Source organism: Pseudomonas sp. FG98, assembly GCF_057808595.1.
Map to the genome: position 1 here is coordinate 14,810 of NZ_JBMDIJ010000024.1, position 19,783 is coordinate 34,592.

Sequence of the window (19,783 nt, forward strand, 5' to 3'; positions counted from 1 at the left end):
ATCATGCCGTTAGGATTCTCCCCATCGTCACCGCCGACCAGCGGTCTTCAAATCAAGGAGAACCCCATGAAACTCTTGCATATCGATTCCAGCATCCTCGGCGACAACTCGGCCTCGCGCCAACTGAGCCAGCAAGTCGTGCAGGCCTGGCAAGCCGCCGAGCCGGGCGTTGAAGTGGTTTACCGTGACCTCGCCGCCGATGCCATCAGCCACTTCTCCTCGGCGACCCTGCTGGCCGCCGGCACCCCGGAAGAAGCGCGCGACGCCGCCCTGGCCCATGAAGCCAAGCTGAGCGCGGAAACCCTGCAAGAGTTTCTCGACGCCGATGCCGTGGTCATCGGTGCACCGATGTACAACTTCAGCATCGCCAGCCAGTTGAAGGCCTGGATCGACCGCATCGCCGTCGCCGGCAAGACTTTCCGCTACACCGAGGCCGGCCCTGAAGGCCTGTGCGGCAACAAGAAGGTGATCGTGGTGTCCACTGCCGGTGGCCTGCATGTCGGCCAGCCGACCGGTGTCGGTCATGAAGATTTCCTCAAGGTGTTCCTTGGCTTCATCGGCATCACCGACGTCGAGTTCGTCCGCGCCCATGGCCTGGCCTACGGCGACGAGCCGCGCAACAACGCCCTGCAGGCGGCCCAGGCGCAAATCGCCAACGAGCTGTTCGTCGCCGCCTGAGCTGTCAGGAGTTTCATCCAGCTTTCATACGCGTCGCCTTGGCCCGCTCTATGCTTTGCATGGAGCGGGTCGTCGCCGTTTGGGTCAAGGTGAAACAAAATGCGGGTTCTGCGGGCGTTAATGGTGCTTTCGTTACTGGGCTGCAGTCTGCTGGTGCAGGCGGAACCTGCGCAGCACTGGAACGTCGGCCTGCACCGCATGAGCGTCCCCGATCCTCTGGATGGCCAGCCGATGCAGGTGCTGGCCTTCTATCCCTCCAGCGGTCAGCCCCACGTGCGGCGTATCGATGGCTACCGTCTCAACGTCGCTGCCGAGGCGCCGGTGGTGATGGGGCGTTTCCCGCTGCTGGCGCTCTCCCATGGCAACACCGGCACGCCCATGGCCCTGCATGATCTGGCCAGCGCCCTGGCGCGGCGTGGTTTCGTGGTGGTCGCGGCGGTGCATCCCGGCGACAACAACAAGGATCACAGCCGCCTGGGCACCCTGAGCAACCTCTATGGTCGCCCGTTGCAGATCAGCGCCGCGATCACTGCCGCGCTGGAAGACCCGCTGCTCGCCCCCGAGCTCAGTGCCGAGCGGGTGGGCATGATCGGCTATTCGGCCGGTGCCGAGACTGCTTTGATTCTTTCCGGGGCTCGTCCGGACCTGCAACGCCTGCTGCGTTATTGCGAGGAGCGTCCGCTGGACGCCGATGCCTGTACCCGCCACGGCGAAGTGATCGCCGACCGTGACGATCTGCTCCCCGAGCCTGACCCGCGTATTCGTGCGCTGCTGTTGATGGCGCCCTTGAGCCTGAGCTTCGGCCGCCAGGCCCTGGCGGAGGTGAAGGTGCCTTCACTGATCTATAGCGGTGACCACGACCAGTTGCTGGCCGTGGACAAGAATGCCGAGGCCCTGGCCCGCAAGCTGCCGGTCACGCCCAACTATCGGCGCCTGGAAGGGGCGGGGCATTTCGTTTTCATGTCGCCCTGCGATGAGGTTCAGCGGGCGCGCATGCCCGCGCTGTGCAACGACGCGGAGGGGGTCGACCGTCTCGGCATCCATCTGTCGTTGCAGTCGGAAGCCTCGCACTTCTTCAACAAGGCCCTGGGCGTGACCAGTCGCGCCGGGCTACACACTGCCAGCAACTGAGCGGCGCAGCAGGACCAGCACCAGGCCGACACCGAACAGCGACAGCAACGCTGCCACGCAGAAGATCCAGGCATACCCCAGGTGGGCCGCGACAAAGCCCATCACCGGCCCGGCAATCGCCAGGGCCAGGTCGAAGAACACCGCATAAGCACCGAGCCCGGCGCCACGGCTGGTGGCGGGTACTTGCTTGATCGCTTCCACGCCCAGTGCCGGGTACACCAGCGACAGTCCGAAGCCGGTCAGCCCGGCGCCAACCAGGGCCAGCAGGGGCGAAGGCGCCAACCAGAGCAGGGCCAGGCCCAGGGTCTCCACGGCCATGCAGGCAATCGCCACGCGGTAGCCGCCCCACTGGTTGACTGCGTTGACGAACAGCAGGCGGGACACGATGAAGCAGATGCCGAAGGCGGTCAGGCACCAGGCGGCGCCGGTCCAGCCGCGCTCCAGATAGAAGAGGGTGACGAAGGTGGTCAGGGTGCCGTAGCCGATGGACGCCAGGGTCAGCGCCAGGCCGCAGGGGGCAACGCGGCCAAAGGCGGACCAGAATGGCAGGCGTTCGCCGCGGACCACCGGTAGCGACGGCTGGGTGCGGATCACCAGCAGGGCGATTACCGCCAATGCGGTCAGGGCCGGACCGATGCTCCAGAAACCGGTTTCACTCGCGAGGATCACCCCGACAGGCGCACCGATGGCGATGGCGCCGTAGGAGGCGATGCCGTTCCAACTGATCACCCGCGCAGTGTGTTCGGCGCCAACCTGGCCGATGCCCCAGCTCAGGGTACCGACGCCGATCAAGCCCTGGGCGATACCGAGCAGTACCCGACCCGCCAGCAACAGTGCCAGGCTGAGCAGCGGCAACTCGATCACCAGCGCCGAGGCCCAGGTCAGCAGCCCGGCGAAGGCGATGCCGAACAGGCCGTAGGCAATGCTGCGCCGGGTCCCCAGGCTGTCCGCCAGACGTCCGGCCATGGGCCGGCTGAGCAGGGTCGACAGGTACTGGATACCGATCACCAGGCCCGCCACCACCGCGCTGTAGCCCAGCACATCGTGGACATGGCTTGGCAGCACGGCGATCGGCAGACCGATGCAGATAAAGGCGATGAAGGTGTAGAAGACGATCGACAGAATGCGCAGGGTGATGGACAGCGACGACGGTGAAGCGGAGGGCGCGGCAGGCATGGGAGGGCGTTCGCAGGCAAGCGGTTGAAGGCTTGTATCATGGCTGCGCCCGGAGATAAAAGAAAGCAGGCTAACGAATTAATCGATAGCCAACCGGTCCTGTCCCAACATGTGGGACAGGACCAGTCGTCACATCAGACCACTACGCCCTGGCTACGCAGGTAATCGTCGTAGGTGCCGCTGAAGTCCACCACGCCATCCGGGCTCAGCTCGATGATGCGGGTGGCCAGGGACGACACGAATTCACGGTCGTGGCTGACGAACAGCAGGGTGCCTGGGTAGTTCTCCAGGGCCAGGTTGAGGGCCTCGATGGATTCCATGTCCAGGTGGTTGGTCGGTTCGTCCATTACCAGCACGTTGGGTTTCTGCAGGATCAGCTTGCCGAACAGCATGCGGCCTTGCTCACCACCGGAAATCACCTTGACCGACTTGAGGATCTCGTCGTTGGAGAACAGCATGCGCCCGAGGGTGCCGCGGATCACTTGCTCGCCCTGGGTCCACTGGCCCATCCAGTCGAACAGGCTGACGTCTTCCTCGAAATCGTGGGCATGGTCCTGGGCGTAGTAGCCGACTTCGGCACTTTCGGTCCATTTCACGCTACCGGCATCCGGCACCATCTCGCCGACCAGCATGCGCAGCAGGGTAGTCTTGCCGATACCGTTCGGGCCGATGACCGCGACGCGCTCGCCGGCCTCGACGGTGAAGCTGAAGTTCTTGAACAGTTGCTTGTCTTCGAAGCCCTTGGAGACTTTCTCCAGGGTCACCGCCTGGCGGTGCAGCTTCTTGGTCTGCTCGAAGCGGATGAACGGGCTGACCCGGCTCGACGGCTTGACCTCGGCCAGCTGGATCTTGTCGATCTGCTTGGCGCGGGACGTGGCCTGCTTGGCTTTCGAGGCGTTGGCCGAGAAGCGGCTGACGAAGGTCTGCAGCTCGGCGATCTGGGCTTTCTTCTTGGCGTTGTCGGCCAGCAACTGCTCGCGGGACTGGGTCGCCGCGGTCATGTACTCGTCGTAGTTGCCCGGGAACAGGCGCAGCTCGCCGTAGTCCAGGTCGGCCATATGGGTGCAGACCGAGTTCAGGAAGTGACGGTCGTGGGAAATGATGATCATGGTGCTGTTACGCGCCGTGAGGATGTTTTCCAGCCAGCGGATGGTGTTGATATCCAGGTGGTTGGTTGGCTCGTCGAGGAGCAGCACTTCCGGATCGGAGAACAGCGCCTGGGCTAGCAGCACGCGGAGCTTCCAGCCAGGAGCGACTTCGCTCATCGGGCCGAAATGCTGTTCCAGCGGAATACCCAGGCCCAGCAGCAGTTCGCCGGCGCGGGACTCGGCGGTATAGCCGTCCATCTCGGCGAACTCGGTTTCCAGCTCGGCCACGGCCATGCCGTCTTCCTCGGTCATTTCCGGCAGCGAATAGATGCGATCGCGTTCGGCCTTGACCTTCCACAGCTCCTCGTGGCCCATGATCACCGTATCGATCACGGTGAACTGCTCGTAGGCGAACTGATCCTGGCGCAGCTTGCCGAGGCGGGTGTTGGGCTCGAGCATGACCTGGCCGGCGCTCGGCTCCAGATCGCCGCCGAGGATCTTCATGAAGGTCGACTTGCCGCAACCGTTGGCGCCGATCAGGCCGTAGCGATTGCCGTTGTTGAACTTGACGGAAACGTTCTCGAACAGTGGCTTGGCGCCGAACTGCATGGTGATGTTAGCTGTAGAAATCAAAGGGCTTACCTATCAGTAACTGGGGTGACGCCTTGCAGCCCGGAATGCGAACGAAGCTGTCCGGCGTGCGCTTGATGCACGTCAGGACCGGGCTGTCGGGAGAGTGAAGGCGGGGTGTGGCCGGAATTTGGCGCGCATTGTCGCACAGCTCGCCGGGGAGTTGTATGACGGTCTTGTGGGAATTGCTCTTCGGTCTATCCGGGCAAGCCAGCCATGCCCTGCACCGGCAGGCTCAATCGATCTGCTTCACCAGCAACCTGCTTTCATTCAATCTGGCCCGTTCGCTCCAGGAGGCAATATGGCTGGCCTTGTTCCAGCGCACCTTGCTGATACCGCTTTCCTCGGCCCGGGCCATGGCGTCGTCGATGCAGCGCAGGCCCACGGTGGCGCCAGCGCAGGTGCCGTCGATCAGCAGGGCGGCTTTCCAGGCTTCGAGCCAGTTCATGCCGTTGCGGTTGGTGACCACGACCTTCTTCAGGCCGTTTTTCACATAGTGGATTTCGTACTTGTCCTGCATGTCCCTTCCCTGGGGGATGACTCAAAATTGCGAAATATTATCATTTGCAAAATTGAATTGGTATTCGCACAAAGTCTTACTTTACCGCTGCATGACTTGAGATAGAGCGGCTGATTTGAAAAATACCGGTGTCGTTTACAGTCCGGGATCAGTGTAGTTAACTGAATGGCCGTGGCCAGTGGCCATGTCTGCCGAGGAGTGTGACCGTGGCCCTGAGTTTCCGTCCTGTCCAGGCCAGCGATATCCCGACTGTCTGTACCTTCGCCCAGTCCGCGGATGAGGCGTTCTTTTTCTTTCCCAAATGCACCTGGCCACTGACGGCGGAGCAGCTCGCTGCCGCCGTGGCCCAGCGCAGCGATTCCAGCGTGGTGGTCGAGGATGACCAGGTACTGGCCTTCGCCAATTTCTACCAGTGGGAGCAGGGCGGCACCTGCTCGCTGGGCAATGTGCTGGTTGCGCCGGAAGCGCGTGGCCGTGGTGTGGCGCGTTATCTGGTGGAGCAGATGATCGAGGTGGCGCGCAGCCGCCATCAGGCGCGGGAGATGAAAGTCTCCTGCTTCAACCACAACACCGCCGGCCTGCTGCTGTATCCGCAATTGGGCTTCGTGCCCTTCGGCATTGAGGAGCGGCAGGGCCCTGACGGCACGCGTGTGGCCCTGGTGCAGATGCGCCAGAGCCTGTGACCGTTGACGTGGGGCAGGCAACGCCCTATACAGGCGCCGTCATTTCCCTTGAATACGCAGGACCCCGCCCATGCAGGACGAAGACGATATCCACGAGCCGGAGCACGATCATCTGCTCGACCGCGAATTTCATGACGACGAGGAAGGCGAACAGCATGCCGACCCGATGTTCGATGACGTCGAGGACGAGGATGAAGACGAGGAGTACGGCCTGGATGTGCTGGACGACGAAGATCACGACGACCACTGGGACGAGTGATCAGCGCCGTCCATCAGTGGCGGAAGCGCGGTAGCGGCCGGTCCAGGGAGAGGGTGGTGAGGGTGCGCTTGACCAGCACCTCATCGGCTTCCACCGCCCGCAGGCTTTCGCGGATCCTGCCGGCGGCGGGCAGGTCGCCCTGGCTGTCGATCCAGTCGGCGATGTCCTTGCAGGCACTGGCCAGACGGTCCTGGCGATGGTTGATGAGGGTGAGCAGGGTTTGGATGTCTTTGTCGGACATGACTCGTTCCTCCTGTAAGCGATTTCAGTGTAGCAGCGCCTGAAAAAAGGAACGGAGACGTCAGGGTTTTTGCAGATCGCGGAACCAGTCGTTGAGCATGGCCTTTTCCGAATACAGCGAGTCGTTGTTGCCGAGGCGCCCGGGACGTTGCAGGTAGAACTTGTCGTCGACCCGGGCGTCGGCCTCTTTCAGCACCTGGCCGTGCTGTTCCAGGCGGTAGTGCAGGTCGATGCTCGGCCAGGTGATATCGCGCATGAAACGCACCGAAGGGGCCTGGGTCTGCCAGGGCTCGTAACGTCCGGCCAGGTCGATATCGCGGATCTCCAGGTGCAGCGACTGGCCTTCATGGAGGTAACGCTTGCCCAGGGATTCGAGGTAGATACGCAGTTGCTTGAGCACTTGCTCGTCGGCGCCGCGGGCATAGCCGTCGCCGCGCAAGCTGGCATCGCGGAATTTTTCCGGGTGGATGAACTTGACGTCGACCTGGGGCCCGGCCGCCTGTGCCATGCTGGTGCAAAGCAGTAGACCGAGGGTGGCGAATATCGTGGGCAGGCGCATGATTGACCTCTGGAAACAATTACCGCGCAAGTTGGCATTGTACGCCGGCAAAGGCGGATTGCAGAGCAGGAGCGGGGTCATGAACAAGGTGATTCATCTGGGCCGCAACTTTCACGGGCGTGACCTGGCCGTGGGCGATGTTCATGGGCATTTCTCTCGCCTGCGCGAGGCGCTGGAGCAGGTAGCCTTCGACCCTACGCGGGACCGCCTGTTCAGTGTCGGCGATCTGGTGGACCGCGGCCCGGAATGCGAAGAGGCACTGGAATGGCTGGCCCAGCCCTGGTTCCACGCGGTGCAGGGTAATCACGAAGCCCTGGCGGTTTCCCATGTGCGAGGCGAGTGGTTGGACTACGCCATGTACCGCGCGGCGGGGGGCGGCTGGTTTCTCGATCTGCCCGACACCGAGCAGGTGCGCTTCGCCGAACGCTTCGAAACGCTGCCACTGGCCCTTGAAGTAGAGACCGAGCACGGCAGGGTCGGCCTGTTGCATGCCGATTGCCCGTTATCGCGCTGGGATGATCTGTTGTTTCTGCTCAACGAGACCCCGGTACCAGCGAAGATCCGCGAAACCTGCCAATGGTCGCGGCAGCGCCTCAAGGACGGTGATGAACGCCGCGTCGAAGACCTGCGTGCGCTGCTGGTAGGGCATACCCCGGTGCTGGAGGTGAAGGTGCTGGGCAATGTCTGGCATATCGATACCGGTGGCTGGTCCAAGGGCCATTTCACCCTGCTGGACCTCGCCACCCTGGAGCCGGTTCAGCCGATCCGTCCGAGATAATCCATCACCCTGTCCAGCACTTGTGGTGCATCCTCGCGGTGCGGCACATGATGCTGGCCCGCCAGGATCACCGCTTCACCCCGGTCACCCGCCAGCGCGGCGATCCGCTGCGGATGCAGCGCCGAACCGTACTCGTCCAGCTCACCGTGCAGTGCCAGAAGCGGGCAATCGAGGCGGGGTACGAGGCTTTCCAGGGTCCAGTGGGCAAAGGCGTCCGATAGCCAGGTCTCGGTCCAGGCGTCCAGCACCCACTGCGCCTTGTCGCCGTGATAGCGAGCCAGGCGCGCTATCTGGCCGGGTTCGGCGAACTGCGCCTTGGCCGTGCGAATCCCCTCCAGGGTGCGGTCCTCGACAAAGGCCTGGGCCGATTCGGTGATCAGCGCCTGGCAATCCCCTCCGTGGCGTGCCGCACAGACACTGGCCATGGCCCCGCCGACGCTATGGCCGAAGGCAATGAAGCGGCCTATGCCGAGAACCTCGCGCAGCAGCGGGAAGAAGCGCGCGGCTTCGTCCTCGATGAAGTTCAGCGGTAGTTGTCCGGGGCAGGGCGCCGATTGACCAAAACCGAGCCGGTCATAGGCCACCACCGGCAGGCCACTGCGCTCGCAGAGTTGCTGGGGAAAATCGCGCCACAGCTCCACGCAGCCGAGGGAGTCGTGAAACAGCACGATCACCGGCAAGGTGCTGTCCGTCTGCGCCGGGAACCAGCGCCGAGCGAACAATTGGCCATAGGGTGTCTCGATCCATACCGCTTCTGCACTGACGGGCGACGACATACGGGGTTCCAGGTTCTTGGCTAAGTGCTTGATGAATAACAAACCCGGGCAAATGTGACAATGCGTAACAGAACCATGGTGCCAAATTGTGATGGCAGCCCATTCATCCGATTACTGCATGTTGTGCAGCAATGAAGTGCAATCTTCCGGTCTTGTTGCTCTGAAAGCGGCTTCCCATACTCGCTGCCAGCAATCAATCAACTGCTCGAACCGGCAAGGAGAATGGCAATGACCCAAGCGATACGCATGAGTAAAACCGGTGTCGCCGAAGTGCTTGAACTGCATCAGGTGGACGAGGTGGCCCCCGGTCCGGGCGAGGTCTGGCTGGAGCAGGAGGCGATCGGCGTGAACTTCCTCGATGTCACTCAGCGCAAGGGAGCAGTGCCGGTGCCACTACCAGGCGGGCTGGGTCTGGAGGGTGCGGGCCGGGTCGCTCGGGTCGGTGCCGGGGTCAGCCATGTCGCGGTGGGCGATCGCGTCGCCTACGCCACCGGTCCCTTGGGTGGTTATGCCAGCGCCCGGCTGTTCCCCGCCGAGCGCCTGGTCAAGCTGCCGGATTCGGTCTCGGCGCAGGACGCCGCCGCCGTGCTGTTCAAGGGCATCACCGCGCAGTACCTGCTCAAGTCCACCTACCCGGTGGGGCCGGGCACTCGCGTACTGATGTACGGCGTGGCCGGCGGCCTGGGTTCGCTCATGGCGCCCTGGGCCAAGCATCTGGGGGCCTATGTGATCGGTGTGGTATCCCGTGCGTCCAGCGTGGAAAAGGCCCGGGCCCTGGGTTGTGACGAGGTGCTGGTGTTCGACCCGCAGACCCTGGCGGCAGAGGTGTCACGGCTTACCGACGGGAAGAAAGTCGACGTGGTCTACGACCCGATTGGCCGGGCGTCCTTCGAGGCGTCGCTGGACAGCCTGCGCCCCCGTGGCCTGATGGTCTCGTTCGGTGCCTCCAGCGGTGCCCCGGCGCCACTGGAAATGGCCACCCTCAACAGCAAGGGCTCGCTGTTCATCACCCGACCCTCGCTGGCCGCCCATACCGCCAGCGCCGAGGAGTACCAGGCGCGCGCCGCCGACGTGCTGGCGGCCCTCGACGCAGGTATCATCAGCCCGCGCATCTGGGCCCGTTATGCCCTGGCCGATGCGGCCCAGGCCCATGCCGACCTGGAATCCGGGCGATCCTCGGGAACCATCATCCTCACGCCATGAACCTCGATCTGCTGGACAACCCCCACAGCGATGAAATCGCTGCCTTCCTTGCCGTCGCTGCGCAGGGCTCGTTCGTGGCGGCCGGGCGCATGCTGGAGCGTCATCCCACGGTGATTTCCAAGCGTGTGGCGGCCATGGAAAAGCGCCTCGGCGTACGCCTGATCGAGCGCTCGACCCGCCAGGTGCGGATCACCCCGGTGGGGGAACAGCTGGAGCAACGCCTGCGCGCCGCCCTGGGCATGATCGCCGAAGCCGAGCAGCAGGCGATCTCCGGGGCTGCGCAGGTGCGTGGCGTATTGCGTCTGGCGCTGCCGGCAGCCATGGGACGCCTGTGCATTGGCCCCATGCTGGCGGAGTTCCTCGAGGTTTACCCGCAGGTGTCGATCGTTGCCGACTACAGCGAACGGCTGGTGGACATCATCGACGAAGGCTTCGATATCGCCATCCGCATCGGTGAGCTGGAGGACAACCGGCTGATTGCGAAAAAGCTTTGCGATCACCGCCGGATCCTCTGCGCATCGCCCGAGTACCTGGAACGTCACGGCATTCCCCGGCAGCCACAGGACCTGCACCAGCACAACTGCCTGCGCTTCAGCGGGCTGGCGTCCTTCCCGCAGTGGCGCCTGTATGCCGGCGACGAGCACTACAGCGTGACGCCCAAGGGCAATCTCACCGCCAACGACAGCGAATCGCTGCTCGCCGCCGCCCGCGCCGGGGCCGGGATTCTCGGCGCCGGGGAATGGCTGATGAGCCGCGATCTTGCCGCCGGACGCCTGGTGCGAGTCTTGCCGCAATGGCAACTGGACCCAACCGGTGGCGTCTACCTGGTGCGGCCTTCGGCGCGTTTCCCGGCGGCGACGGTGCTGGCGTTCAAAGAGTGGATCGAATCGCGCTTCGCGCCGGTCCCGCCCTGGATTGACAGCCGCGTCACCGACTGAGCACTATCGGCCGATGTGCCGATCCTTCCCATTGAACATGATGCGCCCGTGCATGACCGCCTCTGGCGGGCCATGAGCGCAGGCCTGTTCAACCAAGACCCTGAGCCAAAGCCCCGCCGGAAACGGACGGGGCTTTTTCTCGCGCCGTTCCGGCCCTGCAAACGGAGCCTGCAATGCTGGAAATCAGACGCGCCACCCGCGCCGACGCCGAGGTGGCATACCGAGTCCGCCGACTGGCGGTGCTCGATCAATGTAGCGACCACTATGTCCTGGACGATCTGTTGCTATGGACCGCCGGCAACGCCGAGGACGGCTATGCGGCATTGATGGACGGCCATTTCTACCTGGGCTGGATCGATGGAGAAGCGGTGGTAACGGGCATGCTCGACCTCGCTGGCGCCGAGGTCGGCGCGCTATTCGTACATCCGGACCATCTGCGACATGGTCTGGGCCGGCAAATGCTGAAGTTTCTCGAAGCTCTGGCCAGCGATCTGCAACTGGCTGAACTGCGGCTGGATGCGACCCTGAATGCCGCTGCGTTCTACCGGCACTGCGGGTACGTCGACGAGGGCCTCGCGCTCTACCACTCGCCGAGGGGCCTGACCCTGGAGTGCGTCTCGATGAGCAAGCGCCTCGTCCCGTGAAACCGGGCACTTGACGTCATTATCCGGCCAGCAGAAGCTGGCCGCCTGTCCTCGAAGGAGACCGCCATGGACCTGTCCACCCTCGCGCTGTTCATTCCCGCCTGTTTCGCCCTGAACATGGCCCCCGGCCCGAACAACCTGCTATCGCTGAACAACGCCAGCCGGCATGGCCTGCGTACCGCGTGCATGGCGGGCATCGGCCGCCTGTTCGCCTTCGCCGGGATGATCGTGCTGGCGGCGCTGGGTCTGGCGGTGGTGTTGCACACCAGCGAATACCTGTTCCTGGCGATCAAGGTGCTGGGAGCGTTCTACCTGTTCTATATCGCCTGGCAACTGTGGCGGGCGCCGGTGGGTGAGGGCGGCCCGGCGCTGGAGCGCAAGGGTGGCCTGCTGCGCCTGGCGCGCCAGGAGTTTTTCGTCGCGGCCGGCAATCCCAAGGCCATCCTCATCTTCACCGCCTTTCTGCCGCAATTCGTCGTGATGGACAGCGCCACCCCGGTCGGCGAGCAGTTCCTCTGGCTGGGGGCGATGTTCCTGGTGCTGGAGTGGCTGGCGATCGCCATCTACGCCTGGCTTGGCGCCTATCTGCAACGCTGGTTCGAGCAGCCAGGGCCGCGGCGCCTGTTCAACCGGGTCAGCGCCGGGCTGCTGGGGTGCGCCGGTCTCGGGTTGCTGGCGGCGCGGCGGGCGTGAACGCTATGCGGACGGCGATCCCCCTTGCCCTGGTGGCACAGTCGTTCTTCGCCAGCCTGGTACTGGCTGAAACCGCGAGCGTCCCCTTCGTTTCCCTCAAGGGTTACGACCTGAAGAAATCCCATGTCATCCAGAACCTGCCGCCGACCACCGACCAGGGCTCGCTGCCCTGGTGCTTCGCCCATGCGGCGGCGACGGTCTTCAACTATTACGTGTGCCGGGATCTCAAGCAGGATTGCAGCCGTGTGCCGCGCAACGAGCTGGCGTCGCCGCTGGACATCACCCGCTACACCGTGCCGCCTGGCGAAAGCGATATCCTCGACTATGTCAGCTCCTATCCGGATATCAACATCGCCAGTGGCTCGGCGATCGTGACCCTGGAGATATCGGCGCTGTTCGTCGGCACCGTGGCGTCGCAGGCCTGCGCCCCACAGGAGGAGTTCTTCATCGGCACCGGGAAAACCGGCAAAGGAATCGGTACCGAGGTGGTGTTGTCCCAGACCCGGACGGTCGACCAGCTCAAGGCGTTCTACACCCGATACGCCAAGGGCTGCGACGAGCAGTGCATCACTCTGGCCCTGGACGAACTGGGCAAGGTGCTGCCCAACTACAAGACCGACGGTCCGACCCTGAGCCGAGCCCTGAAAAAAGAGTCGTTCAGCGGCTTCATCACTCGCCTGGCGATTCCCAACACTTGCGCGTTGGCGAAGAACCGCTCGTATTTCGAGAGCGATGACTATTCGATGAACGTGGCGCCGAAGACGGCCAAGGAAAAGTTGTCCTACGCGCGCTACAGCAAGGAACTGGTCAACGCGATCAAACAGGACAACCCGGTGATCATCGAGGGCATCTGCCTGACGCCGAAGAAGAACGGCCAGTGCGCGGAGATGCACGCCCTGGTGGCCTACGGATATGCGCAGTTGTGCGATGTCAACGAGTGCCGGACCGGGCTGAAACTGCGCAGCAGCTGGGGCGAGGACTGGCAGCGCGCAGCGGACGATTTGTGGTACGACGCCGAGTCGCTCTACAACGCATCGAGCCGGGCGGAAACGGCACTGGGATGGCTGTCGAAAAAGCCGAAGCAATGAGCACCGGCTGGGGCACAGCCGGGTCGGCGTAAGAAACCCCCTGGCTTATAGGGAAATGATCTGACTCTCAGCGGGCCGTTGGCCTAGGATTGACAACGCACTGCAAGCACGGAGCTGCAGTCCCTCAACTGCCCGGGAGACATGGAAATGCTATCCACGCTGGAACTGCGCGATATCATCGAGAAGAGTTTCTTGCCTGTTCGCTGCCGCTGCACCCAGGCGGCGGATCAATCCCTGACGGTGCAGTTGTTCAATCGCGGCTCCCATCATCACGATTTGCAGGTCACCGGCATTCGTCCCGAACAACTGGACAGCAGCCGTGCCATCGCCAGCCTGGTGAGCCGGATGCGCTGCGACCTGCTGGACAAGCAGAACGTCGTGCCCCTGCGCGACGCCAGCTAAGCCAGGTCTTCAATCCCTATAGAACGTCTGCACCAGGTGATAGCCGAACTTGCTCTTGATCGGCCCATGCACCGTGCGCAGCGGTTTCTTGAAGATCACCTGGTCGATCGCTCCGACCATCTGCCCCGGACGGATCTCGCCCAGGTCGCCGCCGCGCTTGCCTGAAGGGCAGATGGAGTGTTTCTTCGCCAGCACGTCGAAGGCCTCGCCCTTGGCGATGCGCTGCTTGAGCTGCTCGGCCTCTTCGGCGGTCTTGACCAGGATGTGACGGGCCTGTGCTTTCATGGTGCGGGTGCCTCGGGGTTGCGGGTAAAAGCCGGCGATTATGCCTGATCGCGCAGCTCGATGCGGTCACGAAAATGCTCCAATGCCTGGGGATTGGCCAGGGCGTCGGTATTTTTCACCGGCAGGCCGTGTACCACGTTGCGCACCGCCAGCTCGACGATCTTGCCGCTGATGGTCCGCGGAATGTCCGCCACCTGGGCGATCACTGCCGGTACATGGCGGGCGCTGGTGTTGTCGCGGATCACCTTGCGGATGCGTGCCTGCAGTTCATCGTCCAGTTGCACGCCGTCGGCCAGGCGCACGAACAGCACCACGCGCACGTCGTGTTGCCATTGCTGGCCGATGGCGACGCTGTCCAGCACCTGCTCGATCTTTTCCACCTGACGGTAGATCTCCGCCGTGCCGATGCGCACGCCGCCGGGGTTGAGCACGGCATCCGAGCGGCCATGGATGGCCAGGCCGCCATCACTGAACTCCTCGGCGTAGTCGCCCTGGCACCAGACCCCTGGGAACTGGCTGAAATACGCGGCTCTGAAGCGTTCGCCCTCGGGGTCATGCCAGAAACCGAGGGGGATGGCCGGGAAGTGACGGGCGCAGACCAGCTCGCCTTTCTCGTCCAGCACCGGCTGACCCTGGTCGTTCCATACTTCCACGGCCATGCCCAGGCCCTTGCACTGGATCTCGCCGCGGCGCACCGGCAGGGTCGGATTGCCGAGGACAAAGCAGGAGACGATATCGGTACCGCCGGACATCGACGCCAGGCACAGATCGCTTTTCATCTCGCGGTACACGTAGTCGTAGCTGTGTGGCGACAGCGGTGAGCCGGTCGACAGCAGCAGGCGCAAATGCTCCAGTCGATGGCTGTGGCGCGGTTGCAGACCGGCCTGTTCCAGCGCTGCCAGGTACTTGGCGCTGGTGCCGAAGACGCTGATGCCCTCGGCGTCGATCAGGTCGAGCAGGCGCTCGGGGCCCGGATGGAAGGGCGAGCCGTCGTACAGCACCAGGGTCGCGCCGAGGGCCAGGCCGCTGACCAGCCAGTTCCACATCATCCAGCCGCAGGTGGTGTAGTAGAACAGGCAGTCGTTGTCGCCCAGGTCGTTGTGCAGGCCGTGTTCCTTGAGGTGTTGCAGGAGCACGCCGCCGGCACTGTGGACGATGCACTTGGGCACGCCGGTGGTGCCGCTGGAGTACAGGATGTACAGCGGGTGGTCGAAGGGCAGGCGGACGAAGACAGGTTCGCCGCCGGGTTGGTAGAAGTCGTCCCACAGGCTGGTGGTGGCCTGGGTGGTGAAGGCATCGAGGCCCACCGTGGTGTTGCCGTAGGGCACCACCAGCAACTGTTCGAGGTCGGGCAGAGCGGCCAGCACCTCGTTGATCTTGTCGACCTGGGAGAGGGTTTTGCCGGCGTACTGGTAGCCGGCGCAGACCAGCAGCAGCTTCGGCTCGATCTGGCCGAAACGCTCGACGATGCCCTGGGTGCCGAATTCCGGCGAGGAGCTGGACCAGATTGCGCCGAGGCTGGTGGCGGCAAGCATGGCCACGACGGTCTGCCAGGTGTTGGGCATGCACGCGGCGACCCGGTCGCCGACGCCGATCCCGGCGGCCCTGAACGCCTGTTGCAGGCCCGCCACCTGCGCCGCCAGCTCGGCATGGCTGAGGACGACCCGCTGGCCGTCCTCGCGCACCGATACCAATGCCGGGGCAGCATCGCGGCGGCGCAGCAGGTGTTCGGCGAAGTTCAGGGTGGCGCCGGGGAACCAGCGTGCATCGGGCATTACCGGGCCTTCGTCGAGGATCTTCATCGGACTGTGGTGCCAATGCACATCGAAGGTCTCGGCCAGGGTTTTCCAGAACGCCGGGCGCTGCTCGATGCTCCAGCGATGCAGGTCGGCGTAGTCCGCCAGGTCGAGGTTGAAGCGCTGATTGATGTCGCGCCGGAAGCGGTCCATCCGGCTTGCCTGAATACGCGCCGCGTCCGGGCGCCAGAGCACATCGTTCATGTCGGTGTTTCCCTGTGGTCTGCCAATGCCCTGAGTCTAGCCTGAACCCTTGTGCTGCCGCCTCCGGCCTCATCGTATCGTGTGCGCCGCGGACCCTGTGGGAGCCGGCGTTGCCGGCGATGAGGCCAGTTGCATCACCCTCTATCTATTGCGCCAGCCACCCCCCATCGACATTCCACGCCGCCCCCCGCACCTGGCTGCCGGCCTCGCTGCACAGGAACGCCACCAGTTCGCCAAGCTGCTCGGGTGTGACGAACTCCCCGGAGGGTTGCTTTTCCGCCAGCAGGTCATGCTGCGCCTGCTGCGGCTCGACACCGCTGGCGATACGCGCATCGATCTGCTTCTGCACCAGCGGCGTCAACACCCAGCCCGGGCAGATGGCATTGCAGGTGATACGGCTGGTCGCGGTTTCCAGCCCGACCACCTTGGTCAGCCCGATCACCCCGTGCTTGGCCGCCACATAGGCCGCCTTGCCGACCGAGCCGACCTGGCCATGCACCGAGGCGATATTGATGATCCGCCCCCAGCCACGCTGCTGCATGCCAGGCAGGGCCAGGCGTATGCAATGGAACACCGCCGACAGGTTCAGGGCGATGATCGCGTCCCAGCGCTCGACGGGGAATTCCTCTACCGGCGCCACATGCTGGATACCAGCGTTGTTGACCAGGATGTCGACCCCGCCGAACTCGCGCCGGGCGAAGGCGAACAGCGCTTCGAGCTGCGCCACGTCACTCAGGTCGGCGGGGTGGTGGGCGACCTTGCCGCCGAACTGGCCGACCTCGGCCAGCGCCACGGCCGGATCGCCGAAGCCGTTGAGCAGGATATCGGCACCGGCTTCGGCCAGAACCCGGGCGATGCCCAGGCCGATGCCGCTGGTAGAGCCGGTGATCAGTGCGGTTTTTCCGGAAAGCTTCATACAGGTCCGATCCTCAAACGATGCCGGTGGCGTAGAAGGTGGCGATCACGACGAACACCGCCAGGGTCTTGATCAGGGTAATACCGAAAATGTCCTTGTAGGCCTCGCGGTGGGTCAGGCCGGTGACCGCCAGCAGGGTGATCACCGCGCCGTTGTGCGGCAGGGTGTCCATGCCGCCGCTGGCCATGGCGGCGACCCGGTGCAGCACTTCCAGCGGAATGTTGGCGGCGTGGGCGGCATTGATGAAGGTCTCGGACATCGCCGCCAGGGCGATGCTCATGCCGCCGGAGGCCGAACCGGTGATCCCGGCCAGCAGGGTTACGGTGATTGCCTCGTTGACCAGCGGATTGGGAATCGCCTTGAGCGCATCGGCCAGCACCAGGAAGCCCGGCAGCGAGGCGATCACCGCACCGAAGCCGTATTCCGAAGCGGTGTTCATCGCCGCCAGCAGCGCGCCGCTGACCGCCGCCTTGCTGCCGTCGGCCAGGCGGCTCTTGATCGCCTTGAAGCCGCTCACCAGTACCAGCAGGATGCCCAGCAGCAGCGCCGCCTCCACGGCCCAGATGGCGGTGAGCTTGGCGATATCGGTCTGTACCGGCGCGGCCATGCCCGGCAGTTGCAGGCTATGGCTCTTGCCGTACCACTCGGGGATCCAGTGGGTGAACAGCAGGTTCATGATCCCCACCAGCAACAGCGGCGACAGGGCCAGCAGCGGGTTGGGCAGCTTCAGGTCGGCGGCGGTTTCCGGCTCGTTGCGCAGCTCCGTGCCGTAGCCTTCGCCGGCGCGCAGGGCCTTGTTGCGCTGGCGTTGCAGATAGAGCATGCCGGTGCAGAACACGAACAGGGTGCCGATCAACCCCAGCCAGGGCGCCGCCCAGGCGGTGGTGTTGAAGAAGGTGCTGGGGATGATGTTCTGGATCTGCGGCGTGCCGGGCAGGGCGTCCATGGTGAAGGAAAACGCGCCGAGGGCAATGGTCGCCGGGATCAGGCGCTTGGGGATGTCGCTTTGGCGGAACATCTCGGCGGCGAACGGATACACCGCGAACACCACCACGAACAGCGACACCCCGCCGTAGGTCAGCAGGGCGCAGACCAGCACGATCACCAGCATGGCCTGGCGGGTGCCAAGCAGGCGGATTGCCGCAGCGACGATGGAGCGGGAAAAGCCGGACAGCTCGATCAGCTTGCCGAACACCGCGCCGAGCAGGAACACCGGGAAGTAGAGTTTGATGAAACCGACCATCTTCTCCATGAACACCCCGGTAAAGGCGGGTGCCACGGCGGACGGGTCAGTGAGCAGTACCGCGCCGAGGGCGGCGATGGGGGCAAACAGAATGACGCTGTAACCACGGTAGGCAGCCAGCATCAGCAGCGCCAGGGCTGCCAGAGCGATGATCACACTCATCGAGTGTCTCCTTGGTGAATCTTGTTTTTGTTGGTGGCAAGGAGATAGCAGGGACTGTGCCAGTTTTTTAACTTATTGATTTATATGGATAAATTAAGATTTCTAAGTTTGTTGAAAGTGATTTGTCTCTGATTGGAGACTGTTGGCGGGTTCGATGGCCTCATCGCTGGCAAGCCAGCTCCCACAGGTGTAGCGGTACATGCAGATCCTGTGGGAGCTGGCTTGCCAGCGATGAGGCCCGAAAGACGGCAGTCCCACTATCGGGACAAAAGTCTCTTTATGGAGACTGAATCCCCAGCGCCACCAGCTTCTTGTACAAGGTCGAACGCCCCAACCCCAGCTGTCGCGCGGCTTCCGGCACATTTCCCTGGCAGCGATCCAGGGCATTGCGCAACAGTTGCCGTTCGAAGGCTTCGCACGCCTCCCGGTATCCCAGCAGCGGCGCCGGCTCATCCGCCACCCGCGGCAGCAAAGTGCCCAAAGCCCCCTGAATATCCTCGACCCCCAACCGCGCCCGGTCCGCCAGCAAGGTCGCCCGCTCCAGCACGTTTCTCAGTTCGCGGATATTCCCCGGCCAGGCATGCCGGGCCAGCAGCGCCAGGGCGTCGTCCTCCAGCTCGTGGCGGCTGCCGAGGTCTTCAAGGATCGCCTCGCTCAGCGCCGGCAGATCGTCGATCCGCTCGCGCAAGGCCGGCACTTCGATCGGCAGCACGTTCAGCCGGTAATACAGGTCGGCACGAAACTCGCCGCGGGCCATGGCCGCCTGCAAATCCCGGGAAGTGGCAGCAATCACCCGCACATCGCTGCGCAGCATCTGGTTGGAACCCACCGGCTCGTATTCCTTCTCCTGCAACACCCGCAGCAGCTTGCTCTGCAACGGCAGGGGCATATCGCCGATCTCGTCGAGAAACAGCGTGCCGCCCTCGGCCAGTTGCAGCTTGCCCGCGCGGCCCTTGCGCTCGGCGCCGGTAAAGGCACCCGGTGCGGTGCCGAAGAACTCGGCTTCGAGCAGGGTTTCCGGGATCGCCGCGCTGTTGATGCTGACAAAGGCCTTGTGCGCTCGCGGCGAGGCGGCATGGATGGCGTGGGCCAGCAACTCCTTGCCGGTGCCGGTCTCGCCCAGCAACAGCACCGGCGAATCACTGCTCGCCCCGCGGCGGGCGCGGCGCTTGACCTCCAGGCTCGCGGCACTGGTGCCGATGAACTGGTTGAAGCTGTACTTGGCCTGTCGCGCCTTGAGCAGCGAGCGGGTCGAGGCCAGTTCCTGCTGCATGCTGGAATAGCGCATGAGCAGCGGCGACAGGCTGCGCAACTCGTCGAACAGGGCAAAGCCGATGGCGCCGATCACCTCGCCGCCGGCGTCCTGGATCGGCAGGCGCATCACCACCAGCGGCTCCTTCGGCGTGTCGAGCATGTCCAGCAGGATCGGCCGGCCCTGGCTGACCACCTCGCGCATCAGGCTGCCGGGGATCACCTGCTCGCAAGGCTGGCCGATGGCGGCGCTGGCATCGGCCAGGCCGAAGCGCCGGGCGTAGCGCTCGTTCATCCAGACGATCCGCGCATCGCGGTCGACGATCACCGTGCCTTCGCTGGACTGCTCGATGATCTCGAACAGCGATTTGATCGCCAGGCGGCGGACCCGCTGGTAGTCCTTGAGGCTGTCGTCGTGCATGGGGTGTTCCGTGAAAAAG

Annotated in this window: 22 protein-coding genes; 11 read left to right on the forward strand and 11 right to left on the reverse strand. The window is 64.1% G+C overall.

What is annotated here, in order from left to right; genetic code table 11:
* Positions 1-66 precede the first annotated feature (66 nt).
* Complete coding sequence (locus tag ACODSK_RS16180; protein ID WP_489017496.1) at positions 67-678, forward strand: FMN-dependent NADH-azoreductase; 612 nt, start codon at positions 67-69, stop codon at positions 676-678.
* Between the two features lie 99 nt (positions 679-777).
* Complete coding sequence (locus ACODSK_RS16185; protein ID WP_489017497.1) at positions 778-1,809, forward strand: alpha/beta hydrolase family protein; 1,032 nt, start codon at positions 778-780, stop codon at positions 1,807-1,809.
* Here the strand turns inward: ACODSK_RS16185 and ACODSK_RS16190 are convergent.
* The 3 genes from ACODSK_RS16190 to ACODSK_RS16200 all read right to left on the reverse strand — a co-directional run bounded on the left by ACODSK_RS16190 (position 1,789) and on the right by ACODSK_RS16200 (position 5,223).
* Positions 1,789-2,985: an MFS transporter gene (locus ACODSK_RS16190; protein ID WP_489017499.1), complete on the reverse strand. Its 1,197-nt coding sequence runs from the start codon at positions 2,983-2,985 to the stop codon at positions 1,789-1,791. The two genes, ACODSK_RS16185 and ACODSK_RS16190, sit on opposite strands and share 21 nt — an antisense overlap.
* A 134-nt stretch (positions 2,986-3,119) precedes the next feature.
* Positions 3,120-4,706, reverse strand: coding sequence for an ABC-F family ATPase (locus ACODSK_RS16195; protein WP_489017501.1), 1,587 nt, complete (start codon positions 4,704-4,706; stop codon positions 3,120-3,122).
* A 232-nt stretch (positions 4,707-4,938) separates the two neighbouring features.
* Complete coding sequence (locus ACODSK_RS16200; protein ID WP_489017502.1) at positions 4,939-5,223, reverse strand: DUF6555 family protein; 285 nt, start codon at positions 5,221-5,223, stop codon at positions 4,939-4,941.
* A 206-nt stretch (positions 5,224-5,429) separates the two neighbouring features.
* Between ACODSK_RS16200 and ACODSK_RS16205 the strand changes: the two genes are divergently transcribed.
* Positions 5,430-5,906 carry a GNAT family N-acetyltransferase gene (locus ACODSK_RS16205; protein WP_489017504.1) on the forward strand — a complete coding sequence of 159 codons (477 nt, stop codon included), beginning with the start codon at positions 5,430-5,432 and terminating at the stop codon, positions 5,904-5,906.
* Positions 5,907-5,976: 70 nt separating this feature from the next.
* The gene (locus tag ACODSK_RS16210; RefSeq protein WP_489017505.1) at positions 5,977-6,165 is read left to right on the forward strand and encodes a hypothetical protein; all 189 of its coding nucleotides are present in this window, start codon (positions 5,977-5,979) and stop codon (positions 6,163-6,165) included.
* 13 nt (positions 6,166-6,178) lie between these two features.
* Here ACODSK_RS16210 and ACODSK_RS16215 read toward each other — a convergent pair whose 3' ends face one another.
* Together ACODSK_RS16215 and ACODSK_RS16220 are read right to left on the reverse strand one after the other, a co-directional pair.
* Entirely contained in the window at positions 6,179-6,406 is a 228-nt protein-coding gene (locus ACODSK_RS16215) for a hypothetical protein (protein WP_489017507.1), read from the reverse strand.
* A 60-nt stretch (positions 6,407-6,466) separates the two neighbouring features.
* Positions 6,467-6,964, reverse strand: coding sequence for a DUF3016 domain-containing protein (locus ACODSK_RS16220; RefSeq protein WP_489017509.1), 498 nt, complete (start codon positions 6,962-6,964; stop codon positions 6,467-6,469).
* A gap of 79 nt (positions 6,965-7,043) precedes the next feature.
* Between ACODSK_RS16220 and ACODSK_RS16225 the strand changes: the two genes are divergently transcribed.
* Positions 7,044-7,742, forward strand: coding sequence for a metallophosphoesterase (locus ACODSK_RS16225; protein ID WP_489017511.1), 699 nt, complete (start codon positions 7,044-7,046; stop codon positions 7,740-7,742).
* Here the strand turns inward: ACODSK_RS16225 and ACODSK_RS16230 are convergent.
* Entirely contained in the window at positions 7,721-8,518 is a 798-nt protein-coding gene (locus ACODSK_RS16230; RefSeq protein WP_489017512.1) for an alpha/beta fold hydrolase, read from the reverse strand. The two genes, ACODSK_RS16225 and ACODSK_RS16230, sit on opposite strands and share 22 nt — an antisense overlap.
* 228 nt (positions 8,519-8,746) lie before the next feature.
* Here ACODSK_RS16230 and ACODSK_RS16235 point away from each other — a divergent pair, with 228 nt between their 5' ends.
* The 6 genes from ACODSK_RS16235 (at position 8,747) to ACODSK_RS16260 (ending at position 13,486) form a co-directional block, all read left to right on the forward strand.
* Positions 8,747-9,721 carry a quinone oxidoreductase family protein gene (locus ACODSK_RS16235; RefSeq protein ID WP_489017514.1) on the forward strand — a complete coding sequence of 325 codons (975 nt, stop codon included), beginning with the start codon at positions 8,747-8,749 and terminating at the stop codon, positions 9,719-9,721.
* On the forward strand, positions 9,718-10,659 hold the full coding sequence (locus ACODSK_RS16240) for a LysR family transcriptional regulator (protein ID WP_489017516.1): 942 nt from the start codon (positions 9,718-9,720) through the stop codon (positions 10,657-10,659). The genes ACODSK_RS16235 and ACODSK_RS16240 overlap by 4 nt, the downstream gene beginning before the upstream one ends.
* Positions 10,660-10,832: 173 nt before the next feature.
* The gene (locus tag ACODSK_RS16245) at positions 10,833-11,303 is read left to right on the forward strand and encodes a GNAT family N-acetyltransferase (protein ID WP_489017518.1); all 471 of its coding nucleotides are present in this window, start codon (positions 10,833-10,835) and stop codon (positions 11,301-11,303) included.
* Between the two features lie 66 nt (positions 11,304-11,369).
* Positions 11,370-11,996 (forward strand): LysE family translocator, encoded by a 627-nt coding sequence (locus tag ACODSK_RS16250; RefSeq protein WP_489017520.1) that lies wholly within the window; start codon positions 11,370-11,372, stop codon positions 11,994-11,996.
* Positions 11,993-13,084, forward strand: a complete 1,092-nt coding sequence (locus tag ACODSK_RS16255) for a hypothetical protein (RefSeq protein ID WP_489017521.1) — start codon at positions 11,993-11,995, stop codon at positions 13,082-13,084. Before ACODSK_RS16250 ends, ACODSK_RS16255 begins: the two co-directional genes overlap by 4 nt.
* Before the next feature lie 147 nt (positions 13,085-13,231).
* Positions 13,232-13,486: a DUF1652 domain-containing protein gene (locus ACODSK_RS16260; RefSeq protein WP_489017523.1), complete on the forward strand. Its 255-nt coding sequence runs from the start codon at positions 13,232-13,234 to the stop codon at positions 13,484-13,486.
* 9 nt (positions 13,487-13,495) lie between these two features.
* Here ACODSK_RS16260 and ACODSK_RS16265 read toward each other — a convergent pair whose 3' ends face one another.
* The 5 genes from ACODSK_RS16265 to ACODSK_RS16285 all read right to left on the reverse strand — a co-directional run bounded on the left by ACODSK_RS16265 (position 13,496) and on the right by ACODSK_RS16285 (position 19,764).
* Positions 13,496-13,771 carry a peptidylprolyl isomerase gene (locus tag ACODSK_RS16265; protein ID WP_316922615.1) on the reverse strand — a complete coding sequence of 92 codons (276 nt, stop codon included), beginning with the start codon at positions 13,769-13,771 and terminating at the stop codon, positions 13,496-13,498.
* Between the two features lie 38 nt (positions 13,772-13,809).
* Positions 13,810-15,771, reverse strand: coding sequence for an acetoacetate--CoA ligase (locus ACODSK_RS16270; protein WP_489017525.1), 1,962 nt, complete (start codon positions 15,769-15,771; stop codon positions 13,810-13,812).
* Between the two features lie 145 nt (positions 15,772-15,916).
* Entirely contained in the window at positions 15,917-16,687 is a 771-nt protein-coding gene (gene hbdH, locus ACODSK_RS16275) for a 3-hydroxybutyrate dehydrogenase (RefSeq protein ID WP_489017527.1), read from the reverse strand.
* Between the two features lie 13 nt (positions 16,688-16,700).
* Positions 16,701-18,092 (reverse strand): GntP family permease, encoded by a 1,392-nt coding sequence (locus ACODSK_RS16280; RefSeq protein ID WP_489017528.1) that lies wholly within the window; start codon positions 18,090-18,092, stop codon positions 16,701-16,703.
* Positions 18,093-18,369: 277 nt separating this feature from the next.
* Positions 18,370-19,764: a sigma-54 interaction domain-containing protein gene (locus ACODSK_RS16285; protein WP_489017529.1), complete on the reverse strand. Its 1,395-nt coding sequence runs from the start codon at positions 19,762-19,764 to the stop codon at positions 18,370-18,372.
* Positions 19,765-19,783: the final 19 nt, after the last annotated feature.